This is a genomic window from Mycetocola sp. 2940 (assembly GCF_040548835.1).
Lineage (GTDB): Bacteria > Actinomycetota > Actinomycetes > Actinomycetales > Microbacteriaceae > Mycetocola_A.
In genome coordinates, this window is record NZ_JBEPSK010000022.1 from 12,597 (window position 1) to 31,360 (window position 18,764).

An 18,764-nucleotide genomic window follows, 5' to 3' on the forward strand; every position below is an offset into this window, starting at 1 on the left:
CCGCTTGCTGCGTGCCGTCACCCGGGGGGTGGGGCCCGTTCGAGTTGCCCTTTCGGTTGCAGCCCGGCTTCAGCCGGTGCCGGTCCGGCTCGCGACGCCACGCTCACGACGACGCCGAGCACCTGCCGGGTGGCCGTGACCCGCACCTCGAGGCCGCTCACGGTGCACTCGCCAAGAACGGCGCCGTTGAGCCGGGCCGCCTCGGCGGCGTTCGCGCACGGATAGCCCGGCACCAGCCCCGACGCCGTGTCGGCCGCGGCGAGTGCCGCCGCATCCGCTGCGTTCGCGGTCAACTGGCGTGTCGTCAGGGCCGCGTTGAGCGGCAACGCGAGCCCCGTCAGGATGAGCACCGACGCGACCAGGGCGACCGCGAGCACGGATCCCGATCCGCCCTCCGCGGTGGTCCTGCCGCGGGCGCCTAGCCGAGCCGCGCGCGCCGCCCGGGCCGCCCGGGCCGCGCAGGGCGCTCGGGGCGCTTGAACTGCCCGAGTCGCCCGAGTTGCCCGAGCTTCCTGAGCTGTCTGAGCTGTCTGAGCTGTCTGAGCTGTCTGAGCCTGCGGGCACAAGTCCGTCGGGCCCCGGGCCCGGTGAGTTCTTCGCTCAACGTGCATATGTTCTCCTTTCTTACGCGCTGTCTTCGCAAGCGCCCGTCTCAGAGCCCGCCGGCAAGCGCGCAGCCCGACGCCCGGACGCGCACGCCCGCGATCGCGGCCGGACCGAATCCGGCCGGAGCGCTCAGTTGCACGCAGACAAAGTCCCCGGCGGTCGTCGTGTTGAGCGCTGCGGACGCGTCGATCCGGTGCACCCGTTCGGTCGCAACGCCTAGTGGGTCACCCCGGGCCAGCGTGCGTGCGGCGTCTGCGGCGGCATCCGTCAGCCGCACCTGTTGCGAGGCGACCTGGATGGCGCCCAGGCAGCAGCCCAGCACCAGGACGGCTGCGGGGATCGCCACCGCGAACTCGGCTGCCGCGCTGCCCCGTTCCTGCGGCCCCGGCCCGCTGCGGCACTCGCGCAGCGCCCCGGATCGGTCCGTGACCCGCCCGAGGCTGGTCGCTCGCGATGAACGGCGGCGACCGGCCCGAACCGGGTCGCCGCCGAACCCTGGGAGGCGCATGGTCAGCCGTTGACGGTCAACGCCCGGCGGACCAGGTCGGTGAGGATGCCACGGACTTCATCCGAGCGCATGATCACCACCAGCAACCCCGCGAAACCGACCGCTGCCATCGTCGCGATGGCGTACTCTGCCGTCGCCGCGCCGCTGTCGTCAGCGAATCGGATCCGTGCTCGCCGAGCCCGTTCTCGTAGCCGCATCATGTCGTTGTTCTCCTTCTGCACAGTGAAATCGGGTGGTCCAGGTACGAGGACCTCCATCGTCGCAATCCCAGCGGCGCCCGTCGCCGTCGCACCGAAAACGGTGGAAAGCTCAACCGATCCCCCGCACTGTGGAGGAGAGAACGCTCAACATCAGAGGCGCCACTCCGACCAGGAGAAACGCCGGCAGAATGCAGAGGCCGAGCGGAAGCATGAGCCGGGTGGCGAGGGAGGCCGCCGCCTGCTGGGCGTTCGACCGTGCGTTCCGTCTGGCCTGATCCGCCTCAGCGCGCAGCAGGTCGGCGGCGGGCACCCCCGCAGCCCGCGACAGGGCAAAGACCCCCCGGATCGCTGCGCCGTCTGCCGACGAGCCCACCAGCCGCGGCGAGTCGCTCACGACCCGCCGTCGGGCAGACGGCCGGGTGGGCTCTGACTGCTGGAATCGGGCGAGGGCGGACTCCACCACGGCGACCGCGCGGTCGACGGATGCTCCGGACGACATCGCGATCGCGGTGAGGTCGATCGCCAGACCAGGGGCACTCGACCTCGGCGTCGATCGGCTCACCATCGCCCTCGACCAGCGCCATGCGGCGAGCATGAGCAGCGTTCCCCCGGCGAGGCAGAACCACCCGGGCACGGTGCCGACGAGGGTTCCGACCGTGTCGAATCCGAGCAGGACCCCGAAGAGCAGCCCGACGACCGGGAGCATCAGAACCAGCCTGGACGTCGACCGGGGCCCGGCCAGGGCGGCGTCGATGTCACGCTGCGCCTGACCGAGCGCTCGCTGGGATCTGGCGAGCTCGTGGAGGCACCCGGCGAGGGGCGCCCCGGTCTCTGTCGCGACCGACCATGCCGCAGCAACGGTCAGCCAGGCGTCCGTCGGGGGCAGTCGGGTCCGGAGCTTTCGGGGCTGCTTCTCCGGAGTATCTGCGGCTGCCTCGGCGATGGCGACGGCCACGTCGGCGCCCTTCTGCGCGGCAGCCGCCGCGGCACTGAGAACCCTTCCGATTCCGGCCGGGTCGGAATTGGATCGAGAGCGCGCGCCCGGCCCAGCCGAGACGTCGTCTGCTGCGAGGTAGCCCCATGCTGCCACTGGCGGGACGCCCGCCGAAAGGAGGACAGCGAGCCTCGCGGTCACCCCGGCCACCCGTTCGATCGGCGGCGTTCGATCAGTGCTCGTCATCGTCCTCCAGACTCCGACCGGATCGCCAGGTGCCCGCTCGCCTCGAGTTCGAATCGCCCGACCTGGGCCAGTCGCCGAACACCGTCTTCCCGCTCGAGGTGCAGCACCAGGCCGATCGCGCTCACCGTCTGCCGGGCGACGGCATCCGAGGTCATTCCGGCGAGGGCGCCGAGCGCCTCCACCCGGGCAGGCACGTCCTGCAGCGAATTCGCATGCAGGGTTCCCGCTCCGCCGTCATGCCCGGTGTTCAGCGCGGCGAGTAACTCCCGCACCTCAGCACCTCGACATTCGCCCACGATCAGCCGGTCGGGCCTCATTCTCAACGCCTCCCGGAGCAACCGTTCCAGGCCGATCGCCCCGGCGCCCTCCAGGTTCGCCTGGCGTGACTCCAGCGACACAAAGTGGGGATGCTCCACTCCCAGTTCGGCGACGTCCTCGATCGCGACGATCCGTTCGTCGTGGGGCGCCTCGGCCAGCAGGGCTCCGAGCAGGGTCGTCTTGCCGGAACCCGCCGCCCCGGTGACGAGCAGATTCGCGCGTTCGGCAACCGCTGCCCGCAGCCGGTTGACGACGTCGCCGGCGTCCTCGCCGAACATGCCTGCGGCGGCAAGGTCAGCGAGCCGGAACCGGCGCACCTGTGGCACACGAACACTGAGCAGGGTGCCGCCGACCGACACCGGAGGCAGCACCGCATGCACCCGGATGCCACCGGGCAGGCGCACATCGACGCAGGGCGTTGTCTCGTCGATATGGCGACCGCCGAGCGCGATCAGCCGCACCGCCAATTCACGCAGCGGGCGCTCGGCCAGCGACCACGCAGCATCCCGTTCCAGACCGCCACCCCGGTCGATCCAGAGCCCGCCGTCGCCGTTGACGAAGAGGTCGGTCACGTCGGCACCCATCAGGTAGGGCGCGAGCGGCCCGAACTCCGCGGCGAGCCGCATCCGGGCGAGGCGGGCGTCGCCGAGCGAGTCGGGGCCCGCGCGGATTCCGTCGGAGAGCACCCGCCCGCCCGACATGGCCGGCCGGTTCCGGTCGCGGCGCTCGCCCGCCGCCGTTCGGTCGATTTCGCGCGGCGCAGCACCACTAGGGGGCACTGCCCCGAGCAATGGCTGGGCCACGAACCGGTCGGACATGCAGCCAGATTAGGCACCGGAGCAGGGCCCGGAACGGGATGGACGGCATCCGTGGACAACCCGCGAAGACGGGGTCGATGTGAGGGAGTCGCGTCGCGATACGCGACCCGGAAAAGTTAGAGGGCGACACCCATTGGGGGGAATGGATGCCGCCACACGCGACGCTCGATTGGGGGGAATCTGCGCGTCGCACGCACGAATTAAGAATTCGGCCGAGCCCAAGTGTACGCGGAAACCACGCCTGCGCAAGACGTGGGGGACCCTTTTTAGTCCCCCAAACAGTGGACAGCCCTCAAACGGTGTATTTTTGCCGGTCAACGCCCCTAAGAGGGGTCACGTGGATCGGAGTACAGTCTGTAAGAGCCCCACAGTGATGACGCCGTGAACCAGCCGCAAAGGAGCGAGTAGCCACAAGATGAACACACAGATCGACAATCTCCTGCACGAACACCGCAAGTTTCCTCCGAGTGAGGAGTTCGCTCGAAACGCCGTGGCCACCGCCGCTCTCTATGACGAGGCGAAAGCCGACCGTCTCGAATTCTGGGCTCGGCAGGCCCGTGAGCTGCTCTCCTGGGAGACTCCGTTCACCCGCACTCTTGACTGGTCGGACCCGCCCTTCGCGAAGTGGTTCGACGACGGTCGCCTCAATGTCGCCTACAACTGCCTGGACCGGCACGTCGAGGCAGGCAACGGCGGTCGTGTGGCGTTCCACTGGGAGGGCGAGCAAGGTGACAGCCGGACGCTCACCTACGCCGAGCTGACCGAAGAGGTCAAACGGGCGGCGAACGTTTTCGCCGGTTTGGGCATCGGCGAAGGCGACCGCGTCGCGATCTACCTCCCGATGATCCCCGAAGCGGTCATCTCGATGCTCGCCGTCGCCCGACTCGGCGCCGTGCACTCGGTGATTTTCGGCGGATTCAGTGCCGACAGCATCCGATCGCGGGTTGACGATGCCAGCGCGAAACTCGTTATCACTGCCGACGGCGGCTGGCGTAAGGGCAAGGTATCGGCACTGAAACCGGCCGTGGATGCCGCGCTGCAGGCCCGCGGAGAGCTCGGCCCCCAGGAGTCGGTCACCAACGTGCTCGTCGTGAAGCGCGGCGAGAACGAGATCGAGTGGACCGACCGCGACCTGTGGTGGCATGAGGAGATGGCTTCGGCGAGCGCGGAGCACGAGGCGCAGTCGTTCCCGGCTGAGAGCCCGTTGTTCATCCTGTACACCTCGGGGACGACCGGCAAGCCGAAGGGCATCCTGCACACCTCCGGCGGATACCTCACCCAGTGCGCGTTCACCCACAAGATGGTGTTCGATCTGAAGCCGGAGTCGGACGTCTACTGGTGCACGGCAGACGTCGGTTGGGTCACCGGGCACAGCTACGTCGTCTACGGTCCGATGGCGAACGGCGCGACCCAGGTGCTCTACGAGGGCACGCCCGACACACCGCACCCCGGCCGCTGGTGGGAAATCATCGAGAAGTACAAGGTGACCACCTTTTACACCGCGCCCACCGCCATCCGTTCGTTCATGAAGCTCGGCCGGAAGATCCCGAAGAAGTTCGACCTGTCGAGCGTGCGACTGCTCGGCTCGGTCGGCGAACCGATCAACCCCGAGGCGTGGATGTGGTACCGCAAGGTCATCGGCGCGAAACTCGCCCCGGTCGTCGACACCTGGTGGCAGACAGAGACCGGCGCGATCATGATCTCAGCGCTGCCCGGCATCACCGAGACGAAACCCGGAAGCGCCCAGGTTCCGATCCCGGGCATCAGCATCGACGTGGTCGACGACGACGGTCAGCACGTCGGCAGCGGAAACGGCGGGCTCCTCGTGGTCACCGAACCGTGGCCGTCGATGCTGCGCGGTATCTGGGGCGACGCGGAGCGGTTCAAGGAGACGTACTGGGAGAAGTTCGGCGACAAGAACCTCTACTTCGCGGGCGACGGCGCCCGGCTCGACCACGACGGCGACATCTGGCTGCTCGGCCGCGTGGACGATGTGATGAACGTTTCGGGCCACCGGCTCTCGACGGCGGAGATCGAGTCCGCCCTCGTGGCGCATCCGTTCACCGCTGAAGCCGCCGTGGTCGGGGCGCACGACGATACCACCGGGCAGGCCGTAGTGGCGTTCGTCATCATCAAGGAGAGCATGCTCGATGAGTCGGCTGCGGTCGACGACATCGCGGCCCTTCTCCGCGCGCACGTCGGTGAGCAGATCGGCCCGATCGCGCGCCCCCGTGACGTGTTCGTGGTCAACGAGTTGCCGAAGACCCGGTCGGGCAAAATCATGCGGCGCCTGCTGCGCGATGTCGCCGAGGGCCGCGAGGTCGGCGACACGACGACCCTCGCCGACGCGACCGTGATGCAGATCATCACCGGGCAGGTGACGGCGAAGTAGCGGCGCGCGATGTGCCGCCGGCTTCGGTCGGCCGGAGATAAGGAAAAAGCCCCGAGATAAGGATGCCGTGAGAGATTTCGGCCTTATCCCGGGGTTTCTTCCTTGTGCCGTGCTGACGGCCACGACGGCCACGGCGGCCACTGGCGGCCACGGCGGCCACTGGCGGCCACGATCACAGGTGAAGACCCTGCGCCATGGCAGCAAGGATCGTGGCTTCCACGAACGGCCAGTCGAACATGACCTGCGTGTAATCGAAGCGAAGGACGGTGAATCCCATGAGCGTAAGTCGTGCGTCCTGCCGAAGGTCGCGGCGCCGGCGCTCGGCCCCGGAGTGCGGACCATAGCCATCGACCTGAATCAACAGGCGCCTTCCGATCCGGCCGTCGACCGGGTGACCGTCGATGACGACCTGCTGGTCCATCTCGACGCCGATTCGTTTCAGTCGCACTTTCGGGAGCGATTCGATGCCGGAATCGGAGAGCATGCTCGTCGCGTCGACGAGCAGACGGAATGCCGGCGACCGTGTGCGATATCTCGAGATCTCCGCATGGGTCAGGGCTGTTGAGCGCAGCGCGGAGTCGAAGACGACGACCGCGCTCTCGAACGGCTGGCAGTCAGCGATATGAGCCAGGACGTTGCCGACGGGTTCACTCAACTGCCGCGGACCAGTGGGCATGGGCCCCGCGCCCCAGTGCAGCCGTCTGGCCGGGTCTGCACCGATGACAGCGTTCTTCGCGACGGCGAGGTGGGTCCGTCCGTCCGGAATGGTCCACAACCCCCGGCGTTGCGCCTCGCTCACGCAGGTGAGGCGCGCGCCCGCAGTTGCAGCGGCAAGGAGGCTGGGGTCGCACGAGCGGGTGTACAGCCATTGCCGCCGAACGATCCGCACCCGGTCGGCGGCACGTGCCGCGTCGATGCGATAGCGAGTGAAGCCGGCCTCGAGCACGTCCGACCGATGAGCGATGCCGCCTCTGGCGCCGAGCCAGGTTTCTAATTCCATGCACCCATCGTCCGGATAGCCGGCCGCAAAGGGGCCGGCACACCGCATCCGGTGCACAACAGGGCCCCGCCCGGGGGCTTGTGGAGGGGTCTCGGCGACCAGGCGGCTCGGCCGAGAACAGCACGGCAGAAGGAGAAAGGCGCCGGATAAGGACGCTGTACCGACAGCATCCTTATCCGGCGCCTATTTCCTTATCTCAGGCCGAGGGCCAGCACGGGCTACGCGAACGCGACCACGAGCTCCACTTCGACCGGGGAGTCCAGCGGCAGAACCGCGACACCGACCGCCGACCGGGCGTGCACGCCCGAGTCGCCGAAGATCTCGCCGAGCAGGGTCGAGGCGCCGTTGATCACTCCGGGCTGGCCGGTGAACGACGGGTCGGATGCCACAAAACCGGTGACCTTCACGATCTGGGTGACCCGATCCAGCGAGCCGATCACGCTCTCGACGGCAGCGAGCGCGTTGAGCGCGCAGGTCGCCGCGTAACCCTGGGCATCCTCGGCCGACACGGAGGCACCGACCTTGCCCGCGGCGGGCAGGGCGCCGTCGATGAAGGGCAGCTGCCCCGAGGTGTAGACGAGGTTACCGTGCACCACGGCGGGGACATACGCGGCGACGGGCGGCGCGACGGTGGGGAGGGTGAGCCGCAGTTCAGCGAGACGATCCGCGATACGCGACATCAGGCATCCGCCACGGGGCGCTTCAGGTACGCAACGAGGCCGCCTTCGGGGCCGTTGATGACCTGCACCAGTTCCCATCCGTCACTGCCCCAGTTGTTGAGTATGGCGGCAGTGTTATGGATCATCAACGGGGTGGTGATGTACTCCCAGCGGGGCATGTTTTCCTCTTGTTTGTGCGGGTGAAGGTGCTTTTTCAGATTTGTCGCTTAACATCGATCCTATGCCTGAACAAAAACGCACGGCTAGAGGTGTGCTCGGGGGATTCCTCGGCTTCATCGGCCTTAGTGTCGCAGCCGGACTCCTCGTCACCGCTGCCGTCACCCCTGCCCTCGCCGTCACTGGCATTACCGCGAACAACGCCATCAGCGTGTTCGACGGTCTTCCCGACTACCTCAAGGTCGGCAAGACGATGGAGAAGACGAACATCTGGGCCACCGGCTCAGACGGCGGCCAGGTGCTCCTCGCGTCGTTCTTCGACCAGAACCGTGAAGAGGTGAACTGGGAGCAGGTCTCGCAGTTCGCCAAAGACGCTGCCGTCGCGGCCGAGGACCCCCGCTTCTATTCCCACGGCGGCATCGACGTCATGGGTACGACCCGCGCCGTGCTGAAGACGTATATCGGCGGAGACACCCAGGGTGGCTCGTCGATCACGCAGCAATATGTGAAGAACGTGCTCGTTCAGCAGTGCGAGGTCGACTCGAAGAGCAACGAGGAGCTGCAGGCCTGCGCCGACGAGGCGACCACCGCCGACGGTGCCAGCGGTGCGAGCCGCAAGCTCAAAGAGATGCGCTACGCCATCGGTGTGGAGAAGGACTACAGCAAAGACGAGATTCTCCTCGGCTATCTCAACATCGCCAACTTCGGTGCCCGCACCTACGGCATTCAGGCGGCCTCGAAGTACTATTTCGGCGTCAACGCCGCGGACCTGACGATCGAACAGGCTGCGACCCTGATCGCCATCGTGAACTACCCGTCCTCGCTGCGGATCGACCAGCCCAACAGCGAGACGAACGGCGCAGCCAACGGTTACGCCAAAACCCTCGAACGCCGCGACTACGTCATCGGCAAGATGCTCGAAGAGGGCAAGATCACCCAGGAGCAGCACGACGCGGCTCGGGCGGTTCCGGTCACTCCGGTCATCAACCAGCCGAGCACCGGATGCCAGACGGCCGGCGACAGTGCCTACTTCTGTGACTACGTGACCCGCGTCGTCAAGAACGACGCCGCCTTCGGCGAGACTCCCGAAGAGCGCGCCGCCACGCTCCGCCGCGGTGGTCTCCAGATCTTCACGACACTCGACCTCGACCTGCAGGCCGCGTCGGCCGCCGCGATCAACGAGTACCTCCCCAAGTCGATGGAGACCGTTCGTATCGGCGGTGCCGCTGTGACGGTGCAGCCGGGCACTGGGCGCGTGCTCGCGATGGCTCAGAACAAGAGCTACAGCAACGACCCTGACGTGACCTCGCCTGGTGGCGAGTTCACCTCGGTGAACTACAACACCGACTACAAGTACGGCGGCTCGAGCGGCTTCGACGTCGGATCGACGTTCAAGTCGATGATTCTCCTCGACTGGCTGAAGAACGGGCACTCCCTGCGCGAGACGGTCAGCGGCGAGAAGCGCACCTTCTCCCGGTGGACCGACAGCTGTTCAGGCAACTACACCAAGACCTACACCCCGGTGAACTACGACGGAACGAGCCCGGGCCAGATCACCCCGATCGAGGCGACCAAGAAGTCGGTGAACACGGCGTTCGTCGCCATGGCGCAGAAGCTCGACATGTGCGACATCTACCAGACCGCCGAAGACATGGGCATCCACCGCGCTGACGGTGACCCGCTGCAGCGCTTCCCCGCCACCCTCCTCGGATCGAACGAGATCGCCCCGCTGTCGCTCGCTACCGCAATCGCGGGCATCGCGGCGCAGGGCCTGACCTGCACGCCGGTCGCCATCGAGAAGATCACCGGCCCTGAGGGCGAAGAGATCGCACCCCCGAAGAGTCAGTGCACCCAGGCCGTGACCCCGGAGGTCGCCAACACCGCCGCGTTCGCACTCGGCACCGTCTTCGACGCCGGCGGCACCGGCGCTCGCGCGAAGGTTCCCGGGGCGCCCATCATGGGCAAGACCGGAACGGCTGATGAGGCACGCCACTCCTGGATCACCGGCGGAACGACCAAAGCCGTCACCTCCCTCTGGGTGGGCAACGTGGTCGGCGAAGCGAGCATGTACGACGTCCGCGTGCTGAAGGGCGTGTCGGGCTTCAGCGCCAAGTTTGGGATCTTCTCCGGCATCATGCGCACCGCAATCGCCAAGTACGGCGGAGATGCATTCGCCGCTCCCGACGACGCGCTGATCCGCGCCAAGCAGGTCAAGGTTCCGGATGTCACGGGCCAGTCGGTTGAAGCCGCCACCGCAACGCTTGCCAAGGCAGGCTTCGGAACCCAGGTCGGTGCCCCGGTCGCGTCGAGCGTCGGCGCCGGACTCGTCGCATCGTCGAGCCCGGGAGCCGGAGCATCCGTCTCCACCGGCTCGACCATCACGCTCCAGCCGTCGACGGGAACGGCGCCGCCCGCCGCGCCCGAACCCGAACCCGAGGAGGGCAGCGTCCCTGACACGGTTGGTTCCCCTCCGGATGCCGCCCGCGCTGAACTTGCTGCGGCTGGGTACAACAAGGTGAAGGAAGCTTGTGAAGTCGTCCCAGGGACGGGAGCAGGCCCCGGGACGGTGAAGGCGCAGAACCCGGCCGGCGGCACTGCTGCCGACCCGGCCGGTGAAGTGACCATCACCGTCGCAAAGCAGAAGTGTTAGTGGCCGGACCATCCGGTGGCCGGGGGGCCGGGGCAGCGCTCTGCGCCCTGGCCCTCGCCGGCATCTCCGCGCTCGCCTGGGGATCACTCGTCGAACGCCGACTGTTCACTCTGCGTCGCGAGACGGTTCCTGTGTTGCCGGTGGGCGCGGCATCCGTCACGATCCTGCACCTCAGCGACCTGCACATGGCGCCGTGGCAGCACGAGAAACAGGCGTGGGTTCGGTCGCTGGCGGCGCTGAAGCCCGACCTGATCGTCGACACCGGTGACAACCTGGGGCATGAAGACGGCATCCCGGGCGTCGAACGCGCGTTCGCTGACTTCGGCGGCATCCCGGGCCTCTACGTGCACGGGTCGAACGACTACTACGGTCCGATGCACAAGAACTGGCTCAAGTATCTCACCGGCCCGTCGAGCGGGCACGGGCGCAGGAATTCGAAGGAACGCAACCTCGACACCGACCGCCTCGACACCTTCTTCACGGATGCCCTCGGCTGGCAGAACCTCAACAACGCCGTCGGCAGCGTCACGGTGAAGAACACCCGTTTCGATGTGTTCGGCGTCGACGACCCGCACATCGCAGCCGACCGGCTCGACCTGCTCACGGGCCTGCTCGATCGGCAGCAGGACGACGAGACGCTCGAAACGACGGATGCCGGACTCGAGCACGTCGTGCACATCGGTGTCGTGCACGCGCCGTACCAGCGGGTGCTGAACTCGTTCGTGAACCACGGTGCCGACCTGATCCTCGCCGGCCACACCCACGGCGGGCAGGTCTGCGTGCCCGGTTACGGCGCGCTCGTGACCAACTGCGACATCCCCCGCGACCAGGTCAAGGGCCTGAGCCTGTGGCGCCACGCGCTGCACTCGGCCTACCTGCACGTCAGCGCGGGCCTCGGCACGTCGATCTACGCGCCGGTGCGTTTCGCCTGCCGGCCCGAGGCGACCCTGCTGACGCTCGTCGCCCGCGACAAGTAGGTCTTCCGACGTCGATTGTGCTTGAGCGCCCCTTCGACACGAGATAAGGCCCTTCGACGCGGTCGCTACGCGACCTTGCTCAGGAACCGAGCCGCCAGATAAGGACAGCACAGCTGCGGCATCCTTGCCTCGCGGCTTTTTCCTTATCCGGTGCTAGCGCGAGACGCGCAGGCCGACCGATTGCGTGTCCCGCGCGTGCATTCGCCGCCTCCCCGGATGCACGATGCTGGTTGGGCACCGACCTGCCACGTTCCCCTACTCGGAGCCAGATTTCCTGGAATGTCAGAGGCATGACGCACACTGACCCTGCGGATGCCGGCCGCTTGATTACCCACAAGTGGAGGCAGAAATGAAAGTCGTAACGGCAACGAACGAAACCCAAGGCTCTCGGATGAACGACTATTCGTTCACGGTGCCAGGAGAACTGGTCTACGTGCAGGATCCCTGCGATTGTGACCGGATCGAGCCCCTCAATGGCTGCGGATGCTCGCGCGGCTTCGCCGGTGTGGCCTCGGCACGCGCGACCACGACGGCGAAGGTGGTGGACCTGCCCGAGCTCTCGATCGAGAGCTACACCGTTGCGTTGCGAGCTGGGCTCGTGGCGCAGGGCTGGCCCGGTGAGTGGGCGCCCGGCATGGCCGAACTGATGCTCGACATGGCCGCCCACTCCCCGATCGGCACGATCATCGAACGATCCTTCGACGACTACCGCGCGCGGGCGACGATCCCGAGTGAGACAACAAAAAGACCGCCCGGCTCCTGATGGAACCGAACGGTCTGACTGTCGGGGTGGCGGGATTCGAACCCACGACCTCTTCGTCCCGAACGAAGCGCGCTACCAAGCTGCGCCACACCCCGATGGCCCGGAGGCCTCAATAAGAATAGCCGATAAATCCGCCGCCCGAGGACGATGGGCGGGTGGTGGCGGTGGCCTTGTTGCCAACTTCGGAGATTTTGCCGGGATCGCGGCGATTCGCGTCTCGACACGCGGCTCTGGGCCAAGATCTCCGCCGTTGGAAACGCCGGCTGGAGCGGCAAGTGCGACCGAGGCGTCCTGGGGCCCTGCGCCTCGTCGCTGGCGCTCCTCCAGCAGCGGGAGTGGCGCTCCTCCAAGCAAGCGGAGGTAGTGGCTCGCCTCCAGCAAGCGGGAGTGGTGGCTCGCCTCCAGCAAACGGGAGTGGTGGCTCGCCGCCAGCAAACGAGAGTGGTCGCGCTCCAGCAAACGGGAGTGGTCGCGCTCCAGCAAGCGGGAGTGGTGGCCCTCCAGCAGGCGGGAGTGCGGCGTTACCGGCGCCCGAGGCCGCGGTAGGTCCAGCCGGCCGCACGCCAGGCCTCGGCGTCCAGGGCATTCCGGCCGTCGATGACCAGGGGCTGCGCGACCTGCGCCGCCACCGCGGCGGGGTCGAGTTCCCGGTACTGGTTCCACTCGGTGAGCAGCACCACGGCGTCCGCACCGTCGAGGGCCTCATCGAGCGTTCCGAGGGTCAGCTGCGGGTGCAGTCGCCGCGAGTTCGGGATCGCCTCGGGGTCGGTGGCGACGACGTTCGCGCCGAGCCCGTGCAACTGCACCGCGACATCCAGCGCCGGAGAATCCCGCACATCGTCGCTGTTGGGCTTGAACGCGAGCCCGAGCACCGCGACCTTGCGGCGGAACACACTCCCGCCGAGCTCCTCCACGACCATGTCGACGGCCCGCTGCCGGCGGCGCAGGTTGATCGCGTCGACCTCTTTGAGGAACGCAACCGACTCACCCCGGCCGAGCTCCTCGGCCCGCGCTGTGAACGCGCGGATGTCCTTCGGCAGGCACCCGCCGCCGAAACCCACCCCGGCGTTGAGGAACCGCCGGCCGATCCGCGCGTCGTACCCGATGGCATCCGCCAGCTGAGTGACGTCGGCGCCGGTGACCTCGGCGATCTCGGCCATCGCGTTGATGAACGAGATCTTCGTGGCCAGGAACGCGTTCGCCGCGACCTTCACGAGCTCCGCCGTCGCGTAGTCGGTGATCACGACGGGGGTTTCGGCGGCGACCGCCGTCGCGTACACCTCGTTCAGCAGGTCGACGGATGCCGTCTCGCCGGGCCCGATCCCATACACCAGCCGGTCAGGGGTCACGGTGTCCTTCACCGCGTAGCCCTCGCGCAGGAACTCCGGGTTCCAGGCGAGCTTCGCGCCCGTCGGCTCCACGAGAGCGGCGAGCCGGGCAGCCGTCCCGACCGGGACCGTGGACTTGCCGACGAGCAGGTCCCCGGATGCCACGTGGGGCAGCAGCGAGGTGAACGCGGCGTCGACATAAGTCAGGTCAGCGCCTCCGCCGGTCTTGAGCTGGGGGGTGCCGACCGCGACGAAGTGCACCTGGCTGCCGGCGGCATCCGCGATATCGGTACTGAACCGCAGCCGGCCCGACGCAATCCCGGCGGCGAGGAGCTCCGGCAGCTCGGGCTCGAAGAACGGGGCCCGGCCTGCCGAGAGCGATTCGATCTTCGACGGGTCGACGTCGATTCCGACGACGTCGTGACCGAGCGAAACCATGGACGCCGCATGCACAGCACCGAGGTACCCGCAGCCGATCACAGAAATCTTCATAATGGGCTCACTCTATCGAGCGGGAGTGAACGGGCAACGGATGCCGGGGGCACGATTCCCCGCGCTCGCGAGCCGGAGAACTATCCCTTTCCGGAGGCTCCGCCGCAAGCCCCTGCCCATTGTCAGGAACTTCCGACCGAAGCAGGTAACGTTGTGCATCGTGCGTCGCTTCGGCGGCGCCACGCACAGACAGGATTATTGAGTGATCGTACACAGGCTGACCGTTGATGGCCGGGACTATTTCCTCCCCGACCCCGTCACTGACTTGCGCTCCAAGGTTCTCGCGGCGATCCAGGCCGGCGGCGGCTACGTGAACATTCCGCCGCTGCGCGGAGGCCCGGGCATCGACATTCTCTTCTCCCCCGGCATGCCGGTGGTGTGGAGCCAGATCGACGTCGGCGGCGACAACAACAACTCCGAGTCGAACACGACAGCGAACGTGGCCCTCGAGGACGACGCGTTCGGACTGTAGCGGCCCGCTGACCTCAGGCCAGCGACCGCCTGAGTACGTCATCGAGCCGGTCGACCGGCATCGGGCGCCCGAACAGGTAGCCCTGCGCGCGGTCGCAGCGAAGGTCGCGTACCCGCTCCAGCTGCTCCTCGGTCTCGACGCCTTCGGCGACGACACGGACGCCCCGCTCCTGCAGCAACGCGACTGCGACCCCGATCAGGGCGCCGCCGACGGTCAGTTGCTGGATGAGCGACCGGTCGATCTTGAGTTCGGTGATCGGAAGGTCCTGCAATTGGGCGAGCGACGAGTGCCCGGTCCCGAAGTCGTCGAGCGAGACACCCAGTCCGTACGACTGCAGCCGTGCCAGCCGGGTCGCGACCTCGCTGAGGTCGGCGATGAGCTGCGACTCCGTGATCTCGATCGTCAACCTGCCCTGAGGCAGGGCGTAGGCATTGAGGAGTTCATGCAACTGCTCGAACACCCCGGGTCGGGCGAGCTGCACCGCAGAGACGTTCACTGAGACGTCGAGGTCGAGCCCGTCGTCCCGCCACCGGGCGGCCTGCCGGCATCCCTCGTGCAGCATGAACGCGCCGATCTCGTGGATGGCGCCGGTGTCTTCGGCCGTTGGAATGAACACCAGCGGCGACACCAGCCCCCGGATCGGATGCTGCCACCGAGACAGCGCCTCGACCGCGGTGATCCGGCCGGTCTCGACGTCCACCTGTGGTTGGAACCAGGCGACGATCTCGTTCCGCTCGACGGCGCCGCGGAGGTCGCTCGCGATGCTCACGCGGTCCCGCCGTTCGCGCGCGCCCGTGGCGACAGAAGTGGGCTCGGTTCGCGTCGACGGCTGGTGACCATACTTCATGGTCAGCCGAAATCCAGCGGAAATCTACGCACCCTCGTCGGCGAGGAATGTGCGTATAATCCCGCCGGAATACCTGGACCCCTGACTTTCGAGGCGCGCGGACTTTGTATACACTTTTCGGAACCCAATGGGAACCCCCTGGGATAAATTGGGCACTGCGATACCCTCCGCTACGATTTTGATGCCTTCACGAGGATCTTTACTTGGCTGCCTCTCCGCTTCTACCCCTGATCAGGAGTGCCATGCCCACGCACCAGCTGACCCCGGTTCAGCAGCGTAACAACGTGACCGTCACGGGAAATCCGGAGGGCCGGCCGATCGTTTTCGCCCACGGCTTCGGATGCAGTCAGGAAATGTGGCGCGCGGTCGCCCCGTTCTTCGAGAACGACTACCGGGTCGTGGCTTTTGACCAGGTCGGCGCCGGTGGTTCGGACCTGAGCGCCTACGACCCGGGCAAGTACGACTCCCTCCATGGGTACGCCGACGACGTGCTCGAGATCCTCGAGGACCTCGACCTCAACGACGCCGTCTTTGTCGGCCACTCCGTCAGCGCGATGATCGGCGTTCTTGCGGCAGCCCGCAAGCCGGAGCGGTTCGGGGCGCTGATCCTCGTCGGGCCGTCGCCCCGGTACATCAACACCGACGGTTACGTCGGCGGCTACGAGCAGGAGGACATCGACTCCCTGCTCGACGCGCTCGATGCGAACTACCTCGGCTGGTCGGCCACAATGGCGCCGCTCATCATGGGCCACAGTGAGACTCCTGCGCTCGGTGAGACGCTGACCGACAGCTTCTGCAGCGTCGACCCCACCATCGCCCGGCATTTCGCCCGGGTGACGTTTCTCTCCGACAACCGCCGAGACCTGCGCGAGGTCACGACGCCGACTCTGGTGCTGCAGTGCCAGGCCGACATCATCGCTCCGCTGGCCGTCGGCCAGTTCGTGCACGAGCAAATCCCCGGGAGCACGCTCGTCGTCATGAACGCACGCGGTCACTGCCCCAACCTCTCCGCGCCCGACGAGTTGCGCGACGAGATCAATGCCTTCCTTGCCTGACCTGGCGGCGGAGCATCCGGACTACGAGGATCTCTTCCACAACGCGCCGTGCGGCTATGTCGTCACGTCTCCGGAGTGGGTGATCAGCGCAGCCAATTCCACGTTCGCGACGATGGTCGGGGCGCCCGCGTCTGAGCTGGCCGGCCGCACGTTTCCCGATCTGCTGACCACCGGTAGCCAGCTGTTCCACGAAACCCGTCATGTGCCGGTGCTGCGCCTGCAGGGCCGGGCCGACGAGGTCGCCCTCTCGCTTGAGCGTGCTGATGGAACGCTGGTCCCCACCCTGGTGAACTCCGTCCTGACAACAGTCGACGGCACCGATGAGATCCGGATGGCCGTCTTCGACTCCACCGGGCGCCGCGACTACGAACGCGATCTGCTGACTGCCCGTCGCGCCGCCGAATCCTCAGAGACCCGCGTGCGGGTGCTCCAGCAGGCGTCGAGCGCCTTCGCCCTCGCTGACACCGAAGAGGCGCTGGCCGATGCCATCGCGACGGCGGTCCGGGATGCCTTCACCGCGACACACGCGTCCGTCCTGCTCCTCGACGCCCAGGGCGAGCTCCGGCTCGCGGCAGGCGTCAATCAACTGCGGCAGACGCGGGAACCCGGCGTCTCGTCACCGAGCCTGGAGGCGCTCCGGCTGAAACGCACGGTCACCCTACCGAACCCCGACCACGCCAATTCGTTCGTCCCCGGACTGGGAGATGCTCTCCGCGCGGCGCGGCTCGAGGCCGCTATCGCGACGCCTCTTCTCGACAAAGGCGAGCCGACGGGCGTGGTCGTGTGCCATTTCGGACGGCAACGGAACTTCGATGAGGGTTCGGTCGAACTGTTCGAAACGCTGGCGCGGCAGTCATCCCATGTGCTCGCGCGCATTCGTCTTCAGGACCAGCTGACCGAACTGGCGTTGCACGACCAGCTCACCGGCCTCGCCAACCGAAAACTGCTCGAGGAACGCCTCAATCAGACCCTCGCCGCGGTGATCCGCAAGCAGCGTGCTGTCGCGATCCTCTTCCTCGACCTCGACGGCTTCAAGGTGGTCAACGACCAGTGCGGGCATGCCGTCGGCGATTCGGTTCTGCAGCAAGTGTCCGAACGGTTGCGGCATGTGGTTCGTGCCGGCGACACCATCGGACGGTACGGCGGCGACGAGTTCGTGATCATCTGCGACGACACCGACGGGGACGCCGCCATGGTCATCGCCGACCGCATCCGCTCGGTCGCCCGAGAGCCGCTGACCGGGGTGCCAGACTCGTGCCCGATCTCGGCAAGCATCGGCATCGCCCTGCTCGGCCCGTCGACGAACCCGGCGATCAGTTCAGACAACGTGCTCCAGCTGGCGGATGCCGCGATGTACACCTCGAAGAGTGAAGGCAAGGACCGCGTCACCGTGGTCTCGGTGTAGTGCCCGGCGGCGGACGTTCGCCGCCGACGATAGAATCGATGTTTGCCGCGCATTTGCGTGGCGACGAACCTGAAAGCGTGGAGGTCAGCCCGGTGGGAACGCTCACTTACGACTCGAAAGTGACCGCGAGCATTGACGATCGCATCCTCGCGCACCTGCAGGTGGTCATGCTGGCGAAGCTGCGGCGCGGCGAACCGTTCGCGTTCACGTGGAACGAGAACGCCAACGGCCTGGGCCGCACGACGATCTGGATCCACAACGCCATCTCGCTGACGTTCCAGTACTATGGGGGCAAGACTCCGCCGATCAACTCCCGGTGGATCCAGTCGCTCGTGCGCTCGTCGAACTCGGTGGGCGGGCTCGAGATCCTTCCGGAACCGCCCGCGTCGCCGCCGCCGGCGCCTGAGTCGACGCTGTAGCGCGCGCCGGGCTTCGGCACGACCCGGCACGGCACGGCACGGCACGGCACGGCACAAGGATAAAGCCCTGAGATAAGGACGACCCGGCGGGCGGATTCAACCGGTCAGCGCAACACCGGTCGGTTGTGTTGGGTTCGAGAGTAGCTCGTTGAGGGCTTCTTTCGGGGTTTTCCAGTCGAGGGTTTTACGGGGTCGGTCGTTGAGCTGGTTCGCGACGTAGTCGAGGTAGTCGTGGTGATAGCCGGAGAGGTCGGTGCCTTTCGGGAAGTACTGGCGCAGCAGCCCGTTGGTGTTCTCGTTGCTGCCGCGCTGCCAGGGTGAGTGCGGGTCGCAGAAGTAGATGTCCATGTCGAGCGCGATCCGGATCTGCTGGTGGCCCGCCATCTCGATGCCCTGGTCCCAGGTCAGGGTTTTCCGGAGGAACTGTGGCAACCGGCCCATGGTCTCGATCATCGCTTCCTGAACCTCGAGGGCGCCGTGTTTGTCGGGCAGGTGCAG

19 protein-coding genes and 1 tRNA gene are annotated in these 18,764 nt (G+C 67.1%); 8 read left to right on the forward strand and 12 right to left on the reverse strand.

The annotated features are described in order from the left end of the window. Nucleotides 1-17: 17 nt before the first annotated feature. The 5 genes from ABIE24_RS17685 to ABIE24_RS16965 form a co-directional block, all read right to left on the reverse strand. Complete coding sequence (locus ABIE24_RS17685) at nucleotides 18-377, reverse strand: Rv3654c family TadE-like protein (RefSeq protein WP_502916296.1); 360 nt, start codon at nucleotides 375-377, stop codon at nucleotides 18-20. A 275-nt stretch (nucleotides 378-652) separates the two neighbouring features. Next, a complete protein-coding gene (locus ABIE24_RS16950; RefSeq protein ID WP_354501927.1) occupies nucleotides 653-1,114 on the reverse strand; it encodes a TadE family type IV pilus minor pilin in 462 nt (153 codons plus the stop codon). A gap of 2 nt (nucleotides 1,115-1,116) precedes the next feature. Beyond that, on the reverse strand, nucleotides 1,117-1,314 hold the full coding sequence (locus tag ABIE24_RS16955; protein ID WP_354501930.1) for a DUF4244 domain-containing protein: 198 nt from the start codon (nucleotides 1,312-1,314) through the stop codon (nucleotides 1,117-1,119). Between the two features lie 109 nt (nucleotides 1,315-1,423). After that, a complete protein-coding gene (locus ABIE24_RS16960) occupies nucleotides 1,424-2,494 on the reverse strand; it encodes a type II secretion system F family protein (RefSeq protein ID WP_354501933.1) in 1,071 nt (356 codons plus the stop codon). Continuing rightward, nucleotides 2,491-3,630, reverse strand: a complete 1,140-nt coding sequence (locus ABIE24_RS16965; RefSeq protein WP_502916297.1) for a TadA family conjugal transfer-associated ATPase — start codon at nucleotides 3,628-3,630, stop codon at nucleotides 2,491-2,493. Before ABIE24_RS16965 ends, ABIE24_RS16960 begins: the two co-directional genes overlap by 4 nt. Nucleotides 3,631-4,045: 415 nt before the next feature. Here ABIE24_RS16965 and acs point away from each other — a divergent pair, with 415 nt between their 5' ends. Then, the gene (gene acs / locus ABIE24_RS16970; RefSeq protein ID WP_354501935.1) at nucleotides 4,046-6,022 is read left to right on the forward strand and encodes an acetate--CoA ligase; all 1,977 of its coding nucleotides are present in this window, start codon (nucleotides 4,046-4,048) and stop codon (nucleotides 6,020-6,022) included. Nucleotides 6,023-6,194: 172 nt separating this feature from the next. Here the strand turns inward: acs and ABIE24_RS16975 are convergent, their stop codons facing one another. The 3 genes from ABIE24_RS16975 to sp36 form a co-directional block, all read right to left on the reverse strand. Continuing rightward, the gene (locus ABIE24_RS16975) at nucleotides 6,195-7,022 is read right to left on the reverse strand and encodes an endonuclease domain-containing protein (RefSeq protein ID WP_354501937.1); all 828 of its coding nucleotides are present in this window, start codon (nucleotides 7,020-7,022) and stop codon (nucleotides 6,195-6,197) included. Nucleotides 7,023-7,240: 218 nt separating this feature from the next. After that, a complete protein-coding gene (locus tag ABIE24_RS16980; RefSeq protein WP_354501940.1) occupies nucleotides 7,241-7,702 on the reverse strand; it encodes a RidA family protein in 462 nt (153 codons plus the stop codon). Further along, nucleotides 7,702-7,860 carry a Sp36 family protein gene (gene sp36 / locus ABIE24_RS16985; protein ID WP_354501943.1) on the reverse strand — a complete coding sequence of 53 codons (159 nt, stop codon included), beginning with the start codon at nucleotides 7,858-7,860 and terminating at the stop codon, nucleotides 7,702-7,704. Before sp36 ends, ABIE24_RS16980 begins: the two co-directional genes overlap by 1 nt. 62 nt (nucleotides 7,861-7,922) lie before the next feature. Here sp36 and ABIE24_RS16990 point away from each other — a divergent pair, with 62 nt between their 5' ends. The 3 genes from ABIE24_RS16990 to ABIE24_RS17000 all read left to right on the forward strand — a co-directional run bounded on the left by ABIE24_RS16990 (nucleotide 7,923) and on the right by ABIE24_RS17000 (nucleotide 12,248). Then, nucleotides 7,923-10,508, forward strand: a complete 2,586-nt coding sequence (locus ABIE24_RS16990) for a transglycosylase domain-containing protein (RefSeq protein WP_354501946.1) — start codon at nucleotides 7,923-7,925, stop codon at nucleotides 10,506-10,508. Further along, the gene (locus tag ABIE24_RS16995; protein WP_354501949.1) at nucleotides 10,508-11,485 is read left to right on the forward strand and encodes a metallophosphoesterase; all 978 of its coding nucleotides are present in this window, start codon (nucleotides 10,508-10,510) and stop codon (nucleotides 11,483-11,485) included. The genes ABIE24_RS16990 and ABIE24_RS16995 overlap by 1 nt, the downstream gene beginning before the upstream one ends. 349 nt (nucleotides 11,486-11,834) lie before the next feature. Continuing rightward, nucleotides 11,835-12,248 (forward strand): DUF7715 family protein, encoded by a 414-nt coding sequence (locus tag ABIE24_RS17000; protein WP_502916298.1) that lies wholly within the window; start codon nucleotides 11,835-11,837, stop codon nucleotides 12,246-12,248. A gap of 21 nt (nucleotides 12,249-12,269) precedes the next feature. Here the strand turns inward: ABIE24_RS17000 and ABIE24_RS17005 are convergent. Together ABIE24_RS17005 and ABIE24_RS17010 are read right to left on the reverse strand one after the other, a co-directional pair. Continuing rightward, a tRNA-Pro gene (locus ABIE24_RS17005) sits at nucleotides 12,270-12,343 on the reverse strand. A gap of 426 nt (nucleotides 12,344-12,769) precedes the next feature. Beyond that, a complete protein-coding gene (locus ABIE24_RS17010) occupies nucleotides 12,770-14,068 on the reverse strand; it encodes a UDP-glucose dehydrogenase family protein (protein ID WP_354501955.1) in 1,299 nt (432 codons plus the stop codon). Between the two features lie 202 nt (nucleotides 14,069-14,270). Between ABIE24_RS17010 and ABIE24_RS17015 the strand changes: the two genes are divergently transcribed. After that, nucleotides 14,271-14,540, forward strand: a complete 270-nt coding sequence (locus ABIE24_RS17015; protein ID WP_354501958.1) for a hypothetical protein — start codon at nucleotides 14,271-14,273, stop codon at nucleotides 14,538-14,540. Nucleotides 14,541-14,553: 13 nt separating this feature from the next. Here ABIE24_RS17015 and ABIE24_RS17020 read toward each other — a convergent pair whose 3' ends face one another. Further along, the gene (locus ABIE24_RS17020; RefSeq protein ID WP_354501961.1) at nucleotides 14,554-15,309 is read right to left on the reverse strand and encodes an EAL domain-containing protein; all 756 of its coding nucleotides are present in this window, start codon (nucleotides 15,307-15,309) and stop codon (nucleotides 14,554-14,556) included. Nucleotides 15,310-15,629: 320 nt separating this feature from the next. On the opposite strand from ABIE24_RS17020, the gene ABIE24_RS17025 reads away from it, so the two are divergent. Genes ABIE24_RS17025 through ABIE24_RS17035 form a run of 3 tightly spaced genes read left to right on the forward strand, consistent with a single transcriptional unit; the run spans nucleotide 15,630 to nucleotide 18,266 of the window. Next, the gene (locus ABIE24_RS17025) at nucleotides 15,630-16,442 is read left to right on the forward strand and encodes an alpha/beta fold hydrolase (protein WP_354501964.1); all 813 of its coding nucleotides are present in this window, start codon (nucleotides 15,630-15,632) and stop codon (nucleotides 16,440-16,442) included. Then, nucleotides 16,426-17,847, forward strand: coding sequence for a sensor domain-containing diguanylate cyclase (locus tag ABIE24_RS17030; RefSeq protein ID WP_354501967.1), 1,422 nt, complete (start codon nucleotides 16,426-16,428; stop codon nucleotides 17,845-17,847). Before ABIE24_RS17025 ends, ABIE24_RS17030 begins: the two co-directional genes overlap by 17 nt. A 38-nt stretch (nucleotides 17,848-17,885) precedes the next feature. After that, nucleotides 17,886-18,266, forward strand: a complete 381-nt coding sequence (locus ABIE24_RS17035) for a DUF7882 family protein (protein WP_502916299.1) — start codon at nucleotides 17,886-17,888, stop codon at nucleotides 18,264-18,266. A gap of 96 nt (nucleotides 18,267-18,362) precedes the next feature. On the opposite strand, the gene ABIE24_RS17040 is transcribed toward ABIE24_RS17035, so the two are convergent. Then, on the reverse strand, nucleotides 18,363-18,764 hold a 402-nt coding region (locus ABIE24_RS17040; RefSeq protein ID WP_354501972.1), incomplete at its 5' end, for an IS30 family transposase.

Excerpts from the sequence above, each read along its gene's own strand:
- ABIE24_RS16950 (WP_354501927.1), bottom strand. The coding sequence starts at position 1,114 with ATGCGCCTCCCAGGGTTCGGCGGCGACCCGGTTCGGGCCGGTCGCCGC.
- ABIE24_RS16955 (WP_354501930.1), bottom strand. The coding sequence starts at position 1,314 with ATGATGCGGCTACGAGAACGGGCTCGGCGAGCACGGATCCGATTCGCT.
- ABIE24_RS16960 (WP_354501933.1), bottom strand. The coding sequence starts at position 2,494 with ATGACGAGCACTGATCGAACGCCGCCGATCGAACGGGTGGCCGGGGTG.
- ABIE24_RS16965 (WP_502916297.1), bottom strand. The coding sequence starts at position 3,630 with ATGTCCGACCGGTTCGTGGCCCAGCCATTGCTCGGGGCAGTGCCCCCT.
- acs (WP_354501935.1), top strand. The coding sequence starts at position 4,046 with ATGAACACACAGATCGACAATCTCCTGCACGAACACCGCAAGTTTCCT.
- ABIE24_RS16975 (WP_354501937.1), bottom strand. The coding sequence starts at position 7,022 with ATGGAATTAGAAACCTGGCTCGGCGCCAGAGGCGGCATCGCTCATCGG.
- ABIE24_RS16980 (WP_354501940.1), bottom strand. The coding sequence starts at position 7,702 with ATGTCGCGTATCGCGGATCGTCTCGCTGAACTGCGGCTCACCCTCCCC.
- sp36 (WP_354501943.1), bottom strand. The coding sequence starts at position 7,860 with ATGCCCCGCTGGGAGTACATCACCACCCCGTTGATGATCCATAACACT.
- ABIE24_RS16990 (WP_354501946.1), top strand. The coding sequence starts at position 7,923 with ATGCCTGAACAAAAACGCACGGCTAGAGGTGTGCTCGGGGGATTCCTC.
- ABIE24_RS17000 (WP_502916298.1), top strand. The coding sequence starts at position 11,835 with ATGAAAGTCGTAACGGCAACGAACGAAACCCAAGGCTCTCGGATGAAC.
- ABIE24_RS17010 (WP_354501955.1), bottom strand. The coding sequence starts at position 14,068 with ATGAAGATTTCTGTGATCGGCTGCGGGTACCTCGGTGCTGTGCATGCG.
- ABIE24_RS17025 (WP_354501964.1), top strand. The coding sequence starts at position 15,630 with ATGCCCACGCACCAGCTGACCCCGGTTCAGCAGCGTAACAACGTGACC.
- ABIE24_RS17030 (WP_354501967.1), top strand. The coding sequence starts at position 16,426 with ATGCCTTCCTTGCCTGACCTGGCGGCGGAGCATCCGGACTACGAGGAT.
- ABIE24_RS17035 (WP_502916299.1), top strand. The coding sequence starts at position 17,886 with ATGTTTGCCGCGCATTTGCGTGGCGACGAACCTGAAAGCGTGGAGGTC.